The following is a 17952-nucleotide window of genomic DNA, read 5'->3' as shown; positions in this document are numbered from 1 at the left end:
GCTGGCATGGCGTGGGTGGTGTTGTTTGTCGCGGGGTTGTTTGAGGTGGGGTGGGCCATCGGTCTGAAGTACACGGAAGGATTCACCAGGCTGTGGCCGACGGTGTGGACGGTGGCGAGCATCGTCATCAGCATGGGCCTCTTGGGCCTGTCGCTCAAGCACCTGCCGGTGGGCACGGCGTACGCGGTGTGGACGGGCATCGGCACGCTCGGCACGGCGATCCTCGGCATCTATTTATTTGGCGAACCCGCGACCGCGTTGCGGCTCCTCTGCATCGGCCTCATCACTGTAGGAATCCTCGGATTGCGATTTGTTCCTTCATAAATTACACTTGGCCATCGTTTCTCTATCTGGGTTATTTCAAACATGGACTTCACTGTTATCAAATTCCTGCACGTGATGAGTGCGGTGGTATTGCTGGGGACGGGGCTGGGGCTCGCCTTCATGCTGTTCCGCGCCCAGCAGAGCAAAGACTCGCAGACGATTCTGTTCGCACTCAGCAACACTCTCATTGGCGACATCGTGTTCATCGGCCCGGCGCTGTTCGTGCTGTTTGGATCCGGCCACTGGATGCTTAGAAACGGTGCGCATTCCGTGCGCGAGCCGTGGATGATCGCGTCGCTGGCGCTCATCATGCTGGTCGGGCTGTGCTGGATGGTCGCCGTGTTCCTCGAATGGCGCATGCGCAACAACCTGCGCCGGGTGCTCGCCGACGGCATCGAACTGCCGCCGCGTCACACTCTGTTTCACCGCCTGTGGATGGGCCTGGGCGCGGTGGCGTTTTCCTCCGCCATCGCCATCCTCGTCATGATGGTCACCAAACCCTCGTTCTCCGGGTGACGTATGGCCGACGCGTGGACGCGGGAGACGATTGAAGCGTCGAAAGGAGCCCTGCAGAAGGCCAACCTGTTCGGGCAGAAGCTGGAGGGGGCGGACCTCAAGGGCGGCGACCTCACCGAAGCCAACCTGCGCAAGGCGAAACTCGTGCAGGCGCAGTTGGAGAACGCCAAACTCGTGCGCGCCAGTTTGAGCACGGTCGATTTCACCGGCGCGCATCTTAAGGGTGCCGACCTCTCCCGGGCCGAATGCATCGGCACCAACTTCACGCAGGCCGACCTCACCGGTGCCAACTTCGACCGCGCCTCGGTCAGCAAGGCGAAGTTCGACGGCGCCAACCTTTCCGGCGCGGACTTGACGAACATCATCAACCTCACCAGCCAGCAGGTGCAGTCGGCAAAGATCGACCGCTCCACGCTACTGCCGCATTACCTGCGCGTGAAGTGGATTTCCGAAACCGAGTTCGAATGCCACGACTCCGTCCGCCGCATCGATGAAGACAGGGGGGCATGATGCTGGAGAAGATGCTGGAGGATCACGCGCTCTGGTTCGAGACCCGCGGCAGTGCGGGCGAGCGCGCGGTGCTGAAGGGGGTCGATCTCAGCCACGCCGTGTTGTCCGGGGCGAAATTGATCGAAGCCGACCTCATGGGCGCGAAGCTGGTGAAGGCCGATCTGCGCGGTGCGGACCTGCGCGGCTCCAACCTGCAGGACGCGGATCTCCGTGAGGCGCGGTTGCAGGACGCCAACCTGGAGGAAGCCGACCTCATGATGTCCGACCTGCGCGGTGCGTATCTTGAAAATGCCCGCTTCGGCGGAGCCTACCTGCATGGCGCGGACCTCACCGGCGCGGTGGGCCTGACCCGCCAACAGGTGGACTGCGCCTTTCAAGACGACTCCACCCGCCTCCCCGATTTCCGAAAATGAAAATCGGTATCGATGGAGCCGCGGTGACTTCCCATGTCTTCCACCTTTCCCGGCCAACCCGTTCCATTAAAAATTATTAATGGTATTTTTTTGGACCGGGCTCTAATTTACTGTCAGACGGTACATGCAAAGCGGCCATTCGACCTGGAACCGTCAGGGTCGGGTGGCGTTTTAGTATCCAGCTTACAACGGGCCGTTAACGAACAATATTTTGAGTTTCCCCCCGGGGAAACCCCGGGCGGCGGAAACGAGAGGAAAGGAAGAGTAGAGGTATGAAAAGATTTATTACAGCAGTGAGTGTTCTATTTGCGATCCTTGGCGGATCGGGAATGGCCTTTGCAGCTGAACCGCCCGAAACCGATGTGCTGGATCGTCATGCCGTGTGGACTTACCGATTCGAGGGTGGGGAACAACAGCTCTTGACGGAAGGTTCTGACAGTAAGAACAGTCAAGATTCGAGCAAGAAGGAATCGGAGTACGTGAAGCTGGCTGACTCGATTGACACCACGATGTACGACAGCTCCAGAAAGACTCAGGCAGTGTCTGAGATTGACTGACAAACAAGATGAGATCGATGGTGCCACCGTGCCCTCGATACTCATAAGTGAGAACGGCTCCCCATGCGGGGAGCCGTTTTCTTTTCCGCGCGTCACTGCGGAGTCCCTCGCCTGCCCACCTGCAAAAATAAAAATCGTCTATGAGCTTGCCTTCCTGAAAATCCCGTTTTAATAAAACAATGAGTCCGGAATCCCCGCCGGAAGCATTTATGAAATCCGACGGGCGTACGGAGTTTCAACCCCTTTGTGTGTTTCTTTCTTTTGATTATTTTTGTGCGGCTGTCCGTTGAGGGACCGCCGACGGCATGCATTTAAATTTTTGAAAGGAGGATTTCCATGAAGAAGATGATCGCTGTGTTGAGCATGACTTTTCTGTTGGCCGCCTGGTCCGGCGTCGCGATTGCGAATGAACCGATCGATTTGGATGTTCTGGATCGCCATGCGGTATGGACCATGAAGGTTGAAGGAAATACCCCGGCTCCTCAAGCCGCTTCCGCTGAAGATACCAGCGAAGCCCGCGCCGAGGCGAAAGATGAAAAAGACATTCCCGTCATGAACGTTCGTCTGGAAGACCGCCCGTGGGCGCGTGTCGGTTGACCTTTTGTTTTGACGGCAAGCGTTATCAAAATACAAAAACGGCTCCCGAAGATGGGAGCCGTTTTTTATTGGGAACTTTCGGGCGTATTTTCAAATAATTGATTTTCAATTTCAGTGCTTCAATTTTGTGCAGGGGGTTGCGAGGTGAGGAAGGCGGGTTTTATGTTGAAAGTAAGGAGGCAATGAAGGCCCGGTTCCAACCGGCAGGTTCCTGTTTGGGATCGAAGTTTCTGGGCCGGGTCGTGTTTCGACGCCTTTCGAATGACAAACAGGCGATTTTTTTTGTGCCGTATTCCCTGCCGGTGTTTTTTTTTGATATGAATCAGGAGGTTTCTGATGCGTAAGCTCGTTATTATGACTATTGCGGTTTTTCTCGCTCTCACCATGAGCGCCGGTGCAGGACTGACGGCGGAGCCGGCCCAGAAGACGCCGGCCACGAAAATGACGGGAGACAAATTGATGAAACCCGTGCCGATCAGCAAGGATGTTCTGGACCGGCATTCCACGTGGGAGAATGTGCTGGATGACCGCAAGGGCATCGTTAGGGGGCCGGGCGACATTGAGGAAGACAAGCGCGCCCGTGGGGAAAGCGAAGAGGACTTTGATATGCAGATCAAAGACCTGCATCCCCGTTATCAGAAAGTCGGCTGAAGTTTGACTACCAGCGCTCATGACCGACAGCGCTTGTTTATATAAGAACGGCGGCCCGGGTTTTCCCGGGCCGTTTTTTTTGTGTGCGATCAGGACCGGGCCCGACAGCGCAATTGAATCGCTCCCGCCACTCTAGTACCATGCGTCAATGGAATCGACCTGGCCTCCCTCCCTGAACCGCCGTTTTGTGATATTCGTTTTCCTCGCGCTCCTCATCTGGGGCGTGACGGATGTGCGGTACCGCGCCAGCCTGCATCCCGACCAGCCGCACAAGCATCGCACCGACTTCACCGTGTACACCGAGGCGGGGGCGGCGTTCTTCGACGGACGCGATCCGTATGAAGTGACCAATCCGCGCGGTTGGAAATATTTGTACCCGCCGCTCCTGGCGTTGGTGGCCGCGCCGCTTCATGGACTGCCGACGCATTGGCAGGGGTTGATCTGGTTCGCTCTGAGCGTCGCCATGCTGGCGGGTTGCTATAAAGAAAGCGTGCGCCTGCTGGGGTTGGCTTTCCACGACCGCAGTCTTCATTTTGAAAAGCTGAAGCCGTATTTGTTGCTGGTGGGAGGATGCGCCTCCGTCGCGGTGCTGTTTCCCATGCTCAACTGCATGCAGAGGGGGCAGATCGGCATCGCCAAAACCTACTTTCTTCTGCTCGGATTTCGATTGGTGATGGAAAACCGCGGCTGGATGCGTCCGTTTCTCGGTGGTGTGGCGATGACGGTGGCAGTGGTGCTGAAGATCACGCCGATCGTGCCGGTGAGTTTTGTTGCGTTTCAGGCGGGCGTCGCCTGGTTGAGGAAGGAATCGCGCACCGCCGCTCGGCCGGGGTTCTTCGGCGTGATGGCGGGAACCGTGGCGGGCCTGCTACTGTTTTTCCTCATCATCCCCGCCGGACTGGTGGGTTGGAACGCGAATATCAAACATCTTGAAACCTGGTATTCAAAGGTGGGCAACCAGTCGGTGGAGTTCGACGCCGCCAACAACCTCGATAACCCCTACACCATGCGCAACCAGAGTTTCAGCAACGCTGTCTATCGGTTGGGCAACTGGACCGCACACGTGTTTTTCGGCGGGCCGCCGGATAAAGACGTGCATCTGAAAAAATCCGGGCCCATGCCGATGGACGCCGGCTGGGTGCAGGCGCTGGTTTTGATGGTGCGGGTGGGGCTGGTGCTGGCGTTGTTTCCGCTCGCGGTCAGGCTGACAAAGTCCGACAGCGTGCTCAACCGTTCACTGCTGTTCGGCCTCGCCTGCGTGGCGGCATTGATCGTCTCACCCGTCGCGCGCGGTCATTATTATATGTTGCAACTGCCCGCGTTGATCTTTGTGCCGCTGTGGTTGTACCAGCAGGGTGAGACCAAGTGGGCGAAGCGGATGGCGGTGATCCCGGTGGTGCTGTCGCTTCTTCATTACGCCTTGCTTCCCGTCACCGGTCGCTTGGGCGTGCTGGGTATTGGTACGACTGTTTGGTACGTGTTGGCGGTCTCCCGCCTGATGTTTGCGCCCTTGCCTGAAGCCGGAGCGGCGGAGCCCGTCCAGCCGGGTTGAGATCGCTTCCGCTGGCTTCCAAGGCCCCCCTCCCGTTGCCGCGGTTTTCGCAAAAGACAAATATTTCAAACAATTCTAGGAATGGCGGGAAAGGCTTCCCATCGCCTCGGCGCCAGACCCCCGCCGCCCGCCGGAGGCGGAACCCGAAGTTTTGAAAAAATAAAGGGTTAATGGAGCTTCGAGGGATTGACAAAATGATTAATTTTTTTACAATATGATGCTCCAATTTTGAGTTCCCACTCCCAACACCAAAATCGTTGACCAAGCGAGCGGAACTTCCTGAAATTGCTCCTTAAAACCCAATCTGTGTTTGAAAACGAACCCAATTTTTTCAAGTTTGTGAATTTTTGAATACGACCAAACCGTAATCCTGACGCAGGAGAAATAAACAATGCAAATCACCGGAATGCTTTGGGGCCGTAAGTTGCTGGACCTGGTGGAATTCCCCCGGTCCGATGTGCGGGGTCCCGAAATCAGCGTGGATGAAATCAAGGAAATGATCAGCAAGCACGGGCAGGTGTTCATCAAGCCCGTGTTCAAAGGCGGTGTCGGCAAAAAGGGAAAATCCGGCCTGCTCGGACGCGTCAACAACATTCACGACGCGTTGAAAGAAAAAGAGCGCCTCTATTTCGCCACGCATTCGGATGGCAACTCAGTGGTGAAGGCCAACGGCGTCACCTTCGAAGGCGGCGTGCCGGCGGACATCGAGGTGTACTTTTCCATCTCCGACAACACCGTCTACCGCGCGCCGACGATGACCATCACGCATCACGGCGGTGTGGACATCGAGGAGTTGCCTGAGGACAAAATCGCAGTCGTGCCGTTCGATCCGTTAACCGGTCTCAAGGCCTTTCACGTATCCAACGCCCTGATGAGCCTCGGTGCTCCGCCGCAGATCATCAGCCCGCTGGTTCAGCACCTGCCGAAGCTGTGGGACCTGTACAACAACTACGGCATGCTGATGCTGGAGCTGAACCCGATCCGCATGAGCACTGCGGGCGGACGCCTCACCCCGGTGGCGTGTGACTTCAAATGCGCGTTCGATCAGGATGACCCGGCATGGAAACGCCTGCATCTGCCGTCCGACCTGTTCGCCTCCGACGATTCGGACTTCGAACAGGAGATCAACCAGCTCCGCACCTACCAGGGGCAGAGCGACGTGTATGTCATCAATGACCAAGGGTCCATCACCGCGCCCACCTTCGGCGGCGGCGCCAATGCGATGGTCACCGAACTGCTGGGCGAGGACGCGACGATTTCTTCCGACTTCGGTGGCAACCCGCCTTACGAGAAGATGCATGACATCTCCCGGATCACGTTCAAATACTGGATGGAGCAGTCGAACGTGCTCTTCATCATCGGCGGTAAAGCCAACAACACGGACATTTATGAAACGTTCCGGGCGATGGCCGACGGCATCAAGTGGTATTTCCAGAACTACGGTCCCAAACCCCTGTTCGTCGTGGTGGGACGGGGTGGTCCCAACCTCATCAAGGGCATGGGATACCTGCGGGACACGCTGGATTCGCTGGGTCTGCCGTACCGCTTCTTCGGTCACGACAGCGCCATGTCCGAGGTCATCAATTATGCCAAGGCCGTCAACGATTGGATGAAAAACGGCGGCAAGGAAGAAATTAAAAAAGCTCTGAATATCAAGTAAACGAGTTATCCAACCGGGAGGTTAAAGACTCATGCATAAGCAAGGAATAGGCGATTTTCCCTATTACGTCGGAATCAATTCTCTGGCGGATTTGGCGACCAAGGATGACCGGGTCGTTGTTTTGAATATATTGGGTAAGGAAAGCTCCGGTGTCACCCCCATCAGTCATGTGTACTCCGGAGGCAACGTGGTGTTCGGCACCGGTCCGGGCAAGTCCGGCAAGGCCCTGCCCACGAAGGTGGGGAATATCCCCGTTTACAACTCCATCAAGGAAGGTATGGCGGCGGGCCACAAGTTCAACACCGCGGTCGTGTACCTGCCTCCGTCCGGCGTGAAAGACGGCGTGGCCGAAGCGGTGCGCCAGAACCCGGACCTGAAAAAAGTGATCGTCCTCACCGAGAAGGTGTCGGTGAAAGATTCGCGCATCATGCGCGCCATCTGCCAGGCCAACGGTGTGGACCTGTTCGGTGCGAACTGCCTGGGTCTGGCCGACTCCTGGAACCATGTGCGCCTCGGCGGAGCGCTGGGCGGCAGTCATCCGGAGGAATCGCTGATCAAGGGATCGGTGGCGATCTTTTCCAACTCCGGCAACTTCACCACCACCATTGCCGTGTACCTGTCCACCGCGGGCTGGGGCACGACGACGTCGGTGTCCAGCGGCAAGGACGTATACATCCATTTCGGTCCGCATGAGTTCATTCACGGATTCAACAACGACGACCGCTCCAAAGCCGCCATCATCTACTGCGAGCCGGGCGGGTATTATGAGAAGGGCGTTGAGTCCGACAAGCCGATCATCGCCTGCGTGGTGGGCCGCTGGAAAGCGAAACTCACCAAATCCTGCGGTCATGCCGGTTCGCTGGCGGGTTCCGGTGATGATGCGATGGCCAAGGAAAAATGGTTCATGGATTATTTCGGGGTGGACGGCATCTACACGCCGGAGAATCCGAAGTTCTCCAAAAAAGGCGCGCTGGTCACCAACATTGCGCACATTCCGGAAGCACTGACCAAGGTCATGGAACTGCGCGGCGAGAAACCGGACTTTGAGCCCAAGGGCAGCCTGTCCCTCAAGTGCTGGTTTGGAAGCAACAACAACGCCAAACTTCCGAAAGAGCTGGACTTGCCGGTGGTCGAGGCGCTCGATCCATACAACAAGCAGATCGAGGCGCTCCGCGTGCAGGTTGGCGCGATGATCCGCCGCGAGACGCTGAAAGACGCCAGCGGCGCGTCGCGCATGGATCCGAAAACGCAGGTTTCCCAGATCCACGGCGTGTCCATCCTGGATGCGTCCACGAAGTCTCTGGAGGAAAACCTCGCGTTTGCGCTGACCAAGAACTACCCGTCCGAGTACGGCCGGGCGTTGGCCAATCTGGCACTCAATGCCTACGTCGGACATCACAACCATCCGGCCCTGGCGGCGGCGCAGGCATCGCGCGACGCGGGCAACTCGCCCAACACGGTGTTGTCGGCGGCGGTGTCGATCGTCGGCAAAAAGACCGTGCAGAAGTCGCTGGATGCGGCGTCGGGTCTGCTGGAGCTGTTCAAGCTGACCGAGATGAACGATCCGGAACAGTCCTTCGACTACAGCGCCCAGCTGAAAGAGGCGGGCCAGTACAAGGATGCGTTTTTGGGAACGGGAGACGATTGTTCCGACAAGATCATGGATGCGGTGGCCAAACTTCAGGGCCAGTCGGTATTCCTGAACTTCCTGCAGGATTTCGCCAAGCAGGAGAACGGCAAGGTCAGCGTCGATGCCATCGTCGCAGGCATCTGGGCCACTCTGGCGTGGCGCAGTCTGCGGTCGAAGAAACTGACCCGCCACACCCTGCAATCGCTTCCTTGGTACAGCCGCATCTTCAGCACCATGGTCGGTTGCACCGCCGGTGTGGACAAACACACGGCGGACAGCTTCTGCGGTGTCAAGCTGGACGACATCGTCACCAAGACCAGCTTCACCAAAACCGCGTTCCTGGCACTGTTGGGCCGGGAGCCGGCCGATGGCGAACTGTTCGAGTTCCAGGTTCTGCTGGGCCTCATCATCACCAACGGCCCGGGCACCATCTCCGCCCAGGGGGCGAAGGGTGCGGTGAGCGCGGACGGACCGGAACAGCCGGACCGGGTGCAGGTCAACAAGAGCATGGTCGGTTTCCTGACCCACACCGGGTTTGCTCACGGCGGCAACGGCTACGAAGCGGCGGCGTTTTTGATCGAACAGTTCAAGAACTCCGGCCTCAAGAACCCGGCCGACGCCAACCACGGCATTGACCTGGCCAAGCTGGCGTCGGACTACGCCAGCAACTACGGCACTTACAAGAAAGAGCAGAAGGAACTCGGCAACCTCGAGTATGCCAAGATCCCCTGCGTCAATCATCCGGTGTTCAAGGGCAAGGACGTGAACGTGGACCCGCGCGAGGAATACGTGCAGAAACTGTTCAAGGACAAGGGCCTGAACAACGTGTTTCTCGATTTCTACCATCACCTGGTGGAAGGGCTGTTCAAAGCCAAGGTCACGAATAACGTGTACTGCGTGAACATCGACGCGGTGATTGCGGTGATCCTGCTCAAGATGGTCTGGGCGGATTACCAGAAAGGCACGATCAAGGAGTCGGACATCGAGACCGCCAGCTTTGCGGCTTTCCTGTTCGGCCGCATGATCGGCTGTGCCGCCGAAGTGGACGACCACACCAACCGGGGACGCAACATGGACACCCGCACCCCGGCCAGCCAGTGTGCGTACGTCGGCTGACGGCGTCCTTAGCTTTACAACGAATCAAGGCAGTCCGGTATTCCGGGCTGCCTTGTTTTTTTGGAATCAACGGAATCGCTGAACGCGGAACCGAAAGTATTCCTCCGTATCCTCGTCGGTGAACCCTCCCTTCAAGCGGCACAGGCGCACCTGCTCCGCAATGGTCGGTACCCCTTCCAGGTCCGGCAACAGCACCCCCTGTTTTTTGTCATTACGGACCACCAGGCCGTAGCGTTTCGGATCCAGCATGGAAATATCGCTCACCGGTTCCAATGGCGTGAGCACGTCGATGGAGAACGTGAGGTCGTCCAGTTCCCCCTCGGTGACCGGGTCGAACCGTGGGTCTTTGGTGGCCGCTTTCACCGCATTTTCGATAATCTCCGCCGCCAGCGTGTCCTGCTGCGGTTCCAGGGTGCCGATGCACCCGCGCAGGGTCCCCTTGCACTTTATGGAGACAAACGCCCCGGCACGTTGCTTCAGGGAGTCGGGGAGATTCGCAGGGCAGGGAAGGGGACAACGATGGCGCAGATAATGGCTCACCGCTTTGCGTGCCAGATAGACGATTCCCCGCGTCAAGGTGTCCATATAATGCCCCTGGGTCGGAATACAGCTGTTACTTCAATGTATGGACGGGTTTCGAATTCCGCAACAAGGGCCATCGGCCCGGATCAGGAAATCGGCGTGAGGGAGATGTTGGAGGGGGTGTAGCGGTCGATGATGTGGTCGGACAGCGTGGCCATCAGCTCCAGATATTCGGGGCAGGGAAATTTGAGGGAGAAAAGAATCTTCTTGGCCTCGTCCATGTGGGCGCGCGCCTTGTTCATGGTGTATTCGAGGGACTTGGTCTCGCGCATGCGTTCGAGGATGTAGTCGAACTCCTTGTGCGTCAGGTTGCCGTTCTGGATGAACTCCTCGATCTCGCGCCTGAGGCCGTTGTCGGAATGCTGATAGAGGTGCAGGAGGGGCAGGGTGACGTGGCCTTCCTTGAAATCCGTTCCCTGGGGTTTTCCCAGCACTTCCGGCGGCGCATCGTAATCCATGGCGTCATCCATGAGCTGGAAAGCGATGCCGAAGTTGTTGCCGAAATCGATCATGGCCTCTTCGTTGGATTTGCCCGCTTCGGCCAGCAGTGCTCCGATCTGGCAACTGAGCGCCATGATGGACGCGGTCTTTTTGTGCGCGACTTCCAGAATATGGTCTTCCGTCACGAGGATGTCGCGGGCATTGGAGTATTCGAGCAGGCCGCCCTCCACCAGCAGTTTCGAACCCTGGCCGAAAGCGCGGAAGATGTCCGCCTGAATGTCGTCGGAGAGCAGGATGAGCGCCCGCGCGATCATGAAATCCCCGACGAGGATGCTGGCGTCGCTTCCCCACTTTGAGTTTACGGTTTCGTTGCCGCGGCGCACGGTGGTTTCGTCCACCACGTCGTCATGAAGCAGAGTGGCGGCGTGAATGTACTCGATCACGCAACAGTGTTTGATCACGCGGTCGTTGGAGGGCAGGCCGCACAGGCGCGAACTCAACAGCAACAGCAGGGGGCGGATGCGCTTGCCGCCCGCGTTCAGGATGTAGTCGCCGATATCGGTCACAATGGGAAGCGAAGACTCAAAATTGTCCCGCAAACACTGTTCCACCTTCAACAGGTCTTCTCTGAAAAATTCCGTGACTTCGCGAAAGCCCATGACGTTGGATCAACTCAGATGATTTGTAATATAAACTGATTGTACTGTGAACCGCCGCAACGGCTCCACCAAATAATGCCCGAAAAACAACTCGAAAAATGGTTCGCAAAGCTTGTAGTAATATGGGAAAATCCCTGATTTGTCAAGGTTTTTATGGGTATCCGCATTCCGGTGGAAACGCGCATGCTTGCACCGGTATCTCAAGATTTGGAGAATGCTTTTTTAAGCAACGAGTTAAACAAAAAACTTCGTTTAAGTTTACATGACAGACAAGGAACCGCAGATTTCCATCATCGTCCCGACGTTCAATCGCGCCTGGTGCCTGCAGGAAACATTGGCGTCGGTATGCCAACAGCAATTCAAAAACTACGAGTTGATCGTGGTGGACGACGCTTCGACGGATGACACGGAACGGCTGGTAAAATCGTTCGACAGCGTCCAGTACATTCGGCTGGAAAGCAACCAGGGTGTGTCCGCCGCGCGCAATGCGGGATTGCGGCGGGCGCGGGGGCATTATATCTGTTTTCTCGATTCGGACGACCGCTGGATCGACACCAAGCTGGAGCGGCAGTGGGAATGGATGCAGACCCACCCCGGCTGTCCCGCCTGCTACACCGATGAAATCTGGATCCGCAACGGGGTGCGTGTGAATCCGGCCAAAAAACACCGGAAATATTCGGGTTACATCTTTCAACACTGCCTGCCTTTATGTATCATCAGCCCTTCATCGGTCATGCTGAAACGTGAGGTGCTGAGCCGCATCGGTGGGTTCGATGAGGCCCTGCCCGCTTGCGAGGATTACGACCTGTGGTTGCGTCTCACATTCCTGTACCCCGTCCAGTTCCTGGAAGAGCCGCTCATCGTGAAATACGGCGGCCATGAAGACCAGCTTTCGGCGCGTTACTGGGGCATGGACCGCTTTCGCGTGTACGCGCTGGAGAAACTGCTGGTCCGGCAGAAACCGCAGGGGGAAACCCGCCGCGGAGTGCTGGAGATGCTGGTCGAAAAATGCGGTATTCTCGAAACTGGTTTCCGCAATCGTGGAAAACCCGGCGAGGCGGAAACCTTTTTTGCGGCGAAACACCATTTCGCCGCCTTGCAGGAGGAAAATGGCGATGCCTCTCCCGCTTTCTTTGACCCGGAATTTTTTTTGAATGTGGAATCGAATTAAAATTTTTGCGGCGGCGCTCTTCCTGCTGGGAACGGCCTTTTTGCCCCTGGCCCTCGCGGTGGAGGAAGGGGGTGTGGCCCCGAAGGCGCTGGTTGAAAAACTGCGCGAGGAATGCCGCCAGATCCTGCGCATGACGTACCAAAGTGACGAGGCGTTCGTGCGCAGTGGGGCCATCCGTGCCGCCGGGGAGTCGCTCGACCCGGAGTTGATCGACCTCGTCGTCGAGGGCACGCTGGATTTTTATCCGACGACGCGCCAGTTTGCCCTGCAGGCGCTGGAGAAAATGTCGAAGGACGCCGCGCTTCAGGCCGCCAAGCGGCTGTTGGATGACTCCAATATCTGGGTGCGGTCGGTGGCGCTGGAGATGGTCGCGGAGTTGGGCGACCGGGAATCGCTTTCCACGATCCGCAAACAGTTGGACGCACCGGACCGCATGGTGCGCCTTGCGGCGGCGTATGCCCTGTTCCGGTTGGGCGAGGAAAAGTACTATGCTCACCTGGTCGATGCGCTCGGCGCGGGCGATGCGGTTCAGCGGTACCAGGCCATCAGCTACCTTGGGCAGATCGGCGACGAGAAATCCCTGCAACACCTCGCCGCTTTGCTGGAGTCGGAGGAACCGGATGTTGTTACCAATGCGCTCAAGGCGATCGGAGAAAAAGCGGACATCGTGCTGTTGCGTCCACTCATTCGCCTCAGCCTGAGTCCGAATGCCTCGGTGCGCGGCCGGGCGTTGTTGGCTATGGGGTACCTGCCGCCGGTGGCGGTGCTCAAGGAATTGAAGCCGTTCTGCAACGACGCCGACCCGGTGGTGCGGCTGTCCGCCGCCTTGTCCCTGTTCCGGCTGAACAGCGAGGACTGCCGCCGCGTGTTTTCGGACCTTCTGCAAAGCCCCGACTTCGGCATGCGCAGTATGACCGCACGGGTATTGGGAGAAACGCCCCTGCCGAACCGGGCTCAGCTTTTGAAGCAGGTTTTGAATGATCCCGTCACCCGCGTTCGCACCGCCGCCGTCCGCGCCACGGGCATGATGGGCGGAGCCGCGGCGTTCCAACTGCTATTGCCCATGCTCAACGATCCGCAGGCGGTCATTCGCGCTTATGCCGCCGGGAACCTGATCCGGGTCATGGGCGAAAAACACGGCTGATATGGAAATATTCTGGATCGCGCGGCTGTTTTTGACATCCAAGACTGTAAACCTTAAAACCCCTTTAATATTCCGGCATGCCGGACCGTGAGCCAAAACATGGACAATTCGGGCTTCTATTTGTTTCTGCTGTTCATCTTCGCTGTGACCATGATCGGCGGCTGGATTCCCACCATCAAGGATTGGTCGCAAAAGACCTTCCGCATGTTGATCAGCTTCTGCGCCGGGATTCTGCTGGGCGCGGTCTTCTTCCACATGGTCCCGGAAATCACCGAAGTGCTGGGCCGCCAGATCGGATTCCCCGTGATCCTCGGGTTCCTCGCCATTTATGTGATGGAAAAATTCATCATGGTGCACCCGTGTGAAGAGGGTCACTGCGATTACCACAAGATCGGCCTCGCGGCGTATGCGGGCATCGGTTTTCACAGCATCCTCGACGGTGTGGCCATCGGCGCGGCCAGCATGTTGAACATGAGTGTGGTCATCCTGCTTGCGGTGACGATTCACAAATTCCCGGCGGCGCTGGCCCTGAGCAGTATTCTGATGAAGGGCGGCGAGTTCTCCAGCCGAAAGGTTCTCGCGTACATGGTGATCTTCGCCCTGATCACCCCGGCGGCGGCGATTCTTTCCACGTTTGCGCTGGAAGAGTTCAATCCCTATCCCGTCGGCTTCGCTCTCGGCGTGTCGGCCGGCACGTTTTTGTACATCAGCATTGGCGACCTGCTTCCCACCGTGCACGAAGGGGATGAAAAGAAACTGAACAATCTGATTTGCCTGTCCCTGGGGTTGGTGGCCATGTTTCTTTCCATGGGCACCGTCTGAGTTTTTGGCGAGGCGGGCGGGTTTCGCACTCCTCCTAATTCCGACCCGGCGGCCTTGACCGGATTGCGATTCTATGGAACACGTCCGCACGTTCATTCGATACATGAAGCCGCACCGGCGCGAGATCGGGGTCGGCATCATCGCTCTGCTGGTGACGGACCTGGTCGGTATGGTGATCCCGTGGCTCCTCAAACAGGTGATCGACCTGCTTCCCAACGACCCGGCGCAGAGCCAACTCATCGAATACGCGGGATGGCTGTTCCTCGCGGCGGGCGTGCAGGCGGTGGCGCGTTATGGCTGGCGGCGTCACCTGTTCGGTCCATCGCGCAAGATGGAAATCGACATCCTCAACCACGTGTTTGCGCACTTCCTCACACTCGACCGCACGTTCTTCCAGAAACATGAAGTGGGTGACCTCATGTCCCGCGCCACCAACGACCTGCGCGCGGTGAAGGATTTCCTCGGCCTCGGCCTGCTGGTGGTGTTGGACGCGGTGGTGGTGATCATCGGCTGTCTCGCGCTCATGATCTACATCAACCCGAAGCTCACGCTGTACGCGCTGTTGCCCCTGCCCATCATCTCGGTGCTGTTCTTCACCTTCATCCGCGCCATCAGCATCCGGCATCAGAGTATTCAGGAAAACCTGTCGCGCATCACCAGCATGGTGCAGGAAAACCTGGCGGGCATCCGCGTGCTCCACGCGTTCGTGCAGGAACAAAACGAGATCCGCCGATTCGATCGGCTGAACCGGGATCACATTGACAAGAACATGAGCCTGGCCAAAATGTTCGGCCTGTTCACGCCGTCTTTGGTGTTCGTTATCGGCATTGCGGCAATGATCACGCTGTGGATCGGCGGCAAGGAAGTGATCGACGGCAGCATCACTCTGGGATCGTTCGTGGCGTTCAACGGTTATCTGATGATGCTGTCGTGGCCGATGATGGCCATCGGCTACGTCATCAACCTGTGGCAGAAGGGCGTCACCGCCATGCGCCGCATCCAGCACATTCTAAATTCGCGTTCGGCGCTCGCGATGCCGGAAAAAGAAGTGGAATCGTTCGATATTCGCGGCGGCATCGAGGTGCGCAACCTGACGTTCTCGTACCCGGACAGCGAGGCCCAGGCGCTGGATGGCATCGACTTGCACATCGAGGCGGGGACCAGCGTCGCGTTCATCGGCATGATCGGCGCGGGAAAATCGACGCTCATGCAACTGCTCCCGCGCGTGTACGATGCGCCGCAGGGAAGAATTCTTCTGGACGGCAAACCCCTCTCCGAAATCCCGACAGCGGTCCTGCGCCGTCACATCGGGTACGTCGAACAGGAACCATTCCTGTTCTCCACCACCATCCGCAACAATATCGCGCTGGCGCGGCCGGAGGCGACGGATGCGGAGATCGACGCGGTGGTGCGCTGCGTGCACCTGACGCCGGACCTCGAACGGTTTCCCCAGGGACTCGACACCGTAGTTGGCGAACGCGGCGTGTCGGTTTCCGGCGGGCAGAAACAGCGCATCGCGCTGGCCCGGGCGCTGATCCGCAAACCGCGCATCCTGATTCTCGACGACGCTTTTTCCAGCCTCGATGTCGAAACCGAATCGATCATCCTGAATAATATCCGTTCCGTCATTCAGGGAACGACAACATTGATCGTCACCCACCGCCTGTCTTTGGCCAGGCAGGTGGACCGCGTGGTGGTGCTGAGCGAGGGGAAGGTTCTGGAAGAGGGGGGGCACGCTCAATTGATGCAGAAACAGGACGGCGTGTACCGCCACATCTACAACAACCAGGCGCTGGCGCGCGAGATGGAGATCCTTCTGCAATGAACGAATGGGAAGAAAGTCTCGACCAGCGCTATTACGACTGGCCGCTGTTCAAGCGCATTCTGAGCTACCTGCGGCCATACCGCATGCTGGTGCTGTTGTCGGTGGGCTTGCTGCTTTCCGTGTCGATCCTCAACCTGGCGGGGCCGTACCTCACCAAGATCGCCATCGACGATCACATCAGGGTCGGCGAATACTCCGGGCTCGATCAGATTGCGCTCATCTATCTGGTGGTCCTGATCGCGGCGTTCGTCTGTCAGTTCTTCCAGTACTACACCATCCAGTTCATCGGTCAGCAGGTGATGTACGACCTGCGCACGCAGGTGTTCGGTCACCTCCACAAAATGTCGTTCCGGTTTTTCGACCGCAATCCCATCGGCAAGATGATCACCCGCACCGTGAACGACATCGAGGTGCTGAACGAAATGCTGACATCGGGACTCATCCTCGTATTCAGCGACCTGTTCACGCTGGTCGGCATTTTCTTCATGCTGGCGTACCTCGACTGGCGGCTGATGCTGGTGGTGTGCGTGGTGTTTCCGTTTCTGTATTTGGCGACCAATGCCTACCGCACCCGTGCCCGCGATGCACTTCGCAAGAACCGCGCGCACCAGACCACGCTGAACACCCTGCTGGAAGAAAACCTGTCGGGCATGACCACGGTGCAGATGTTCAACCAGGAGGAGAACCGCCGGAAGCAGTTCACCGATGTGAGCGGTTCCAAACTGAGGGAAGACCTGCGTTCGCTGTTTTACAACTCGGTGTACCTGCCGTCGATCGATGTGTTCAGTGCGCTCGGCATGGGGCTCGTCATCTGGTACGGCGGCGGCCGCTTCGTGCAGAACGAAGTCGAACTGGGTGTGTTGGTGGCGTTCCTCCAGTACCTGCACAAGTTTTTTGAACCGATCCGCGACCTCGCGGAAAAATTCAATATCATCCAAACGGCGATGGCGTCCTCCGAGCGCATCTTCGAGTTGCTCGACACGGAAGAAGATATGCCCAATCCGGCGCAACCGAAGCCGCTTCCCAGGATCGAGGGCCGGGTGGAGTTCGAAAACGTGTGGTTCGCTTACAAGAACGAGGACTACGTTTTGCAGGACGTGTCCTTCGCGCTGGAGCCGGGGGAGAGCCTGGCCATCGTCGGTGCCACGGGTTCCGGCAAGACCACCATTGTCAACACGCTGTACCGTTTTTACGATATTCAAAAAGGAACGATCCGGGTCGATGGCACACCGCTTACGGAAGTGGACAAGTATGCGCTCCGCAGTCAGATGGCGCTGGTGCAACAGGACGTCTTTCTGTTCGCCAGGAACGTGCTGGACAACATCCGCCTCGGCAACACCGATCTCGGTATGGAGGAAATCGAGTCCATCGCGCACGCCGTGCACTCGCACCATTTCATCGACAACCTGCCGCACAAGTACGAACAGGCGCTGATGGAGGGCGGCAAGAGCCTGTCGCTGGGGCAGAAGCAACTGCTGTCGTTTGCGCGGGCGCTGGCGTTCAATCCGCGCATCCTGATCCTCGACGAAGCCACGTCCAACGTCGATACCGAAACGGAGAAAAAAATCCAGGACGCCATTCAAAAACTCATCCAGGGACGCACTTCGATCGTCATCGCGCACCGCCTGTCCACATTGCAGCACGTGGACAAGGTGCTGGTCCTGCGTCATGGCAAGGTCGTCGAGTTCGGCACGCGGCGGGAGTTGATCCAGCAGAAGGGCACTTATTACAACCTGCTCAAACTGCAATCTGACCTGACGAAAGGTCCGTGACCTGCGCGCA

The 17952-nt window shown here is 57.9% G+C and carries 17 protein-coding genes; 15 read left to right on the top strand and 2 right to left on the bottom strand.

Annotated elements, in window-relative coordinates; all coding sequences use genetic code 11:
* Window positions 1-6: 6 nt before the first annotated feature.
* From sugE to J2S31_RS09830, 10 genes are all read left to right on the top strand, one after another.
* The gene (gene sugE / locus J2S31_RS09875) at window positions 7-324 is read left to right on the top strand and encodes a quaternary ammonium compound efflux SMR transporter SugE (RefSeq protein WP_237098915.1); all 318 of its coding nucleotides are present in this window, start codon (window positions 7-9) and stop codon (window positions 322-324) included.
* 42 nt (window positions 325-366) lie between these two features.
* Window positions 367-840 carry a DUF2269 family protein gene (locus tag J2S31_RS09870; protein WP_237098914.1) on the top strand — a complete coding sequence of 158 codons (474 nt, stop codon included), beginning with the start codon at window positions 367-369 and terminating at the stop codon, window positions 838-840.
* Between the two features lie 3 nt (window positions 841-843).
* A complete protein-coding gene (locus tag J2S31_RS09865; protein WP_237098913.1) occupies window positions 844-1350 on the top strand; it encodes a pentapeptide repeat-containing protein in 507 nt (168 codons plus the stop codon).
* A complete protein-coding gene (locus J2S31_RS09860; RefSeq protein ID WP_237098912.1) occupies window positions 1347-1763 on the top strand; it encodes a pentapeptide repeat-containing protein in 417 nt (138 codons plus the stop codon). Before J2S31_RS09865 ends, J2S31_RS09860 begins: the two co-directional genes overlap by 4 nt.
* Before the next feature lie 272 nt (window positions 1764-2035).
* Window positions 2036-2320: a hypothetical protein gene (locus tag J2S31_RS09855; RefSeq protein WP_237098911.1), complete on the top strand. Its 285-nt coding sequence runs from the start codon at window positions 2036-2038 to the stop codon at window positions 2318-2320.
* Between the two features lie 336 nt (window positions 2321-2656).
* Window positions 2657-2917 carry a hypothetical protein gene (locus J2S31_RS09850; protein ID WP_237098910.1) on the top strand — a complete coding sequence of 87 codons (261 nt, stop codon included), beginning with the start codon at window positions 2657-2659 and terminating at the stop codon, window positions 2915-2917.
* A gap of 336 nt (window positions 2918-3253) precedes the next feature.
* Window positions 3254-3568, top strand: coding sequence for a hypothetical protein (locus tag J2S31_RS09845; protein WP_237098909.1), 315 nt, complete (start codon window positions 3254-3256; stop codon window positions 3566-3568).
* Window positions 3569-3755: 187 nt separating this feature from the next.
* Window positions 3756-5120: a glycosyltransferase family 87 protein gene (locus J2S31_RS09840; RefSeq protein WP_237098908.1), complete on the top strand. Its 1365-nt coding sequence runs from the start codon at window positions 3756-3758 to the stop codon at window positions 5118-5120.
* 391 nt (window positions 5121-5511) lie between these two features.
* Window positions 5512-6780: an ATP citrate lyase citrate-binding domain-containing protein gene (locus J2S31_RS09835; RefSeq protein ID WP_237098907.1), complete on the top strand. Its 1269-nt coding sequence runs from the start codon at window positions 5512-5514 to the stop codon at window positions 6778-6780.
* Window positions 6781-6811: 31 nt separating this feature from the next.
* Window positions 6812-9526, top strand: a complete 2715-nt coding sequence (locus J2S31_RS09830) for a CoA-binding protein (RefSeq protein ID WP_237098906.1) — start codon at window positions 6812-6814, stop codon at window positions 9524-9526.
* Between the two features lie 66 nt (window positions 9527-9592).
* Here J2S31_RS09830 and amrA read toward each other — a convergent pair whose 3' ends face one another.
* Both amrA and J2S31_RS09820 read right to left on the bottom strand, forming a co-directional pair.
* On the bottom strand, window positions 9593-10111 hold the full coding sequence (gene amrA, locus J2S31_RS09825) for an AmmeMemoRadiSam system protein A (protein WP_237098905.1): 519 nt from the start codon (window positions 10109-10111) through the stop codon (window positions 9593-9595).
* An 83-nt stretch (window positions 10112-10194) separates the two neighbouring features.
* Entirely contained in the window at window positions 10195-11208 is a 1014-nt protein-coding gene (locus J2S31_RS09820; protein WP_237098904.1) for a polyprenyl synthetase family protein, read from the bottom strand.
* A gap of 262 nt (window positions 11209-11470) precedes the next feature.
* Here J2S31_RS09820 and J2S31_RS09815 point away from each other — a divergent pair, with 262 nt between their 5' ends.
* The 5 genes from J2S31_RS09815 to J2S31_RS09795 all read left to right on the top strand — a co-directional run bounded on the left by J2S31_RS09815 (window position 11471) and on the right by J2S31_RS09795 (window position 17942).
* Window positions 11471-12379, top strand: coding sequence for a glycosyltransferase family 2 protein (locus J2S31_RS09815; protein ID WP_237098903.1), 909 nt, complete (start codon window positions 11471-11473; stop codon window positions 12377-12379).
* A complete protein-coding gene (locus tag J2S31_RS09810; protein ID WP_237098902.1) occupies window positions 12363-13523 on the top strand; it encodes a HEAT repeat domain-containing protein in 1161 nt (386 codons plus the stop codon). Before J2S31_RS09815 ends, J2S31_RS09810 begins: the two co-directional genes overlap by 17 nt.
* Before the next feature lie 99 nt (window positions 13524-13622).
* Entirely contained in the window at window positions 13623-14345 is a 723-nt protein-coding gene (locus tag J2S31_RS09805; protein WP_237098901.1) for a ZIP family metal transporter, read from the top strand.
* Between the two features lie 73 nt (window positions 14346-14418).
* Window positions 14419-16170 (top strand): ABC transporter ATP-binding protein, encoded by a 1752-nt coding sequence (locus J2S31_RS09800; RefSeq protein ID WP_237098900.1) that lies wholly within the window; start codon window positions 14419-14421, stop codon window positions 16168-16170.
* A complete protein-coding gene (locus J2S31_RS09795) occupies window positions 16167-17942 on the top strand; it encodes an ABC transporter ATP-binding protein (protein WP_237098899.1) in 1776 nt (591 codons plus the stop codon). Before J2S31_RS09800 ends, J2S31_RS09795 begins: the two co-directional genes overlap by 4 nt.
* Window positions 17943-17952 lie beyond the last annotated feature (10 nt).

It is taken from the genome of Nitrospina gracilis Nb-211, assembly GCF_021845525.1.
Taxonomy (GTDB): domain Bacteria; phylum Nitrospinota; class Nitrospinia; order Nitrospinales; family Nitrospinaceae; genus Nitrospina; species Nitrospina gracilis_A.
Note: the sequence above shows the minus strand (reverse complement) of the source record. Positions and strands in the feature narration are given on the sequence as shown.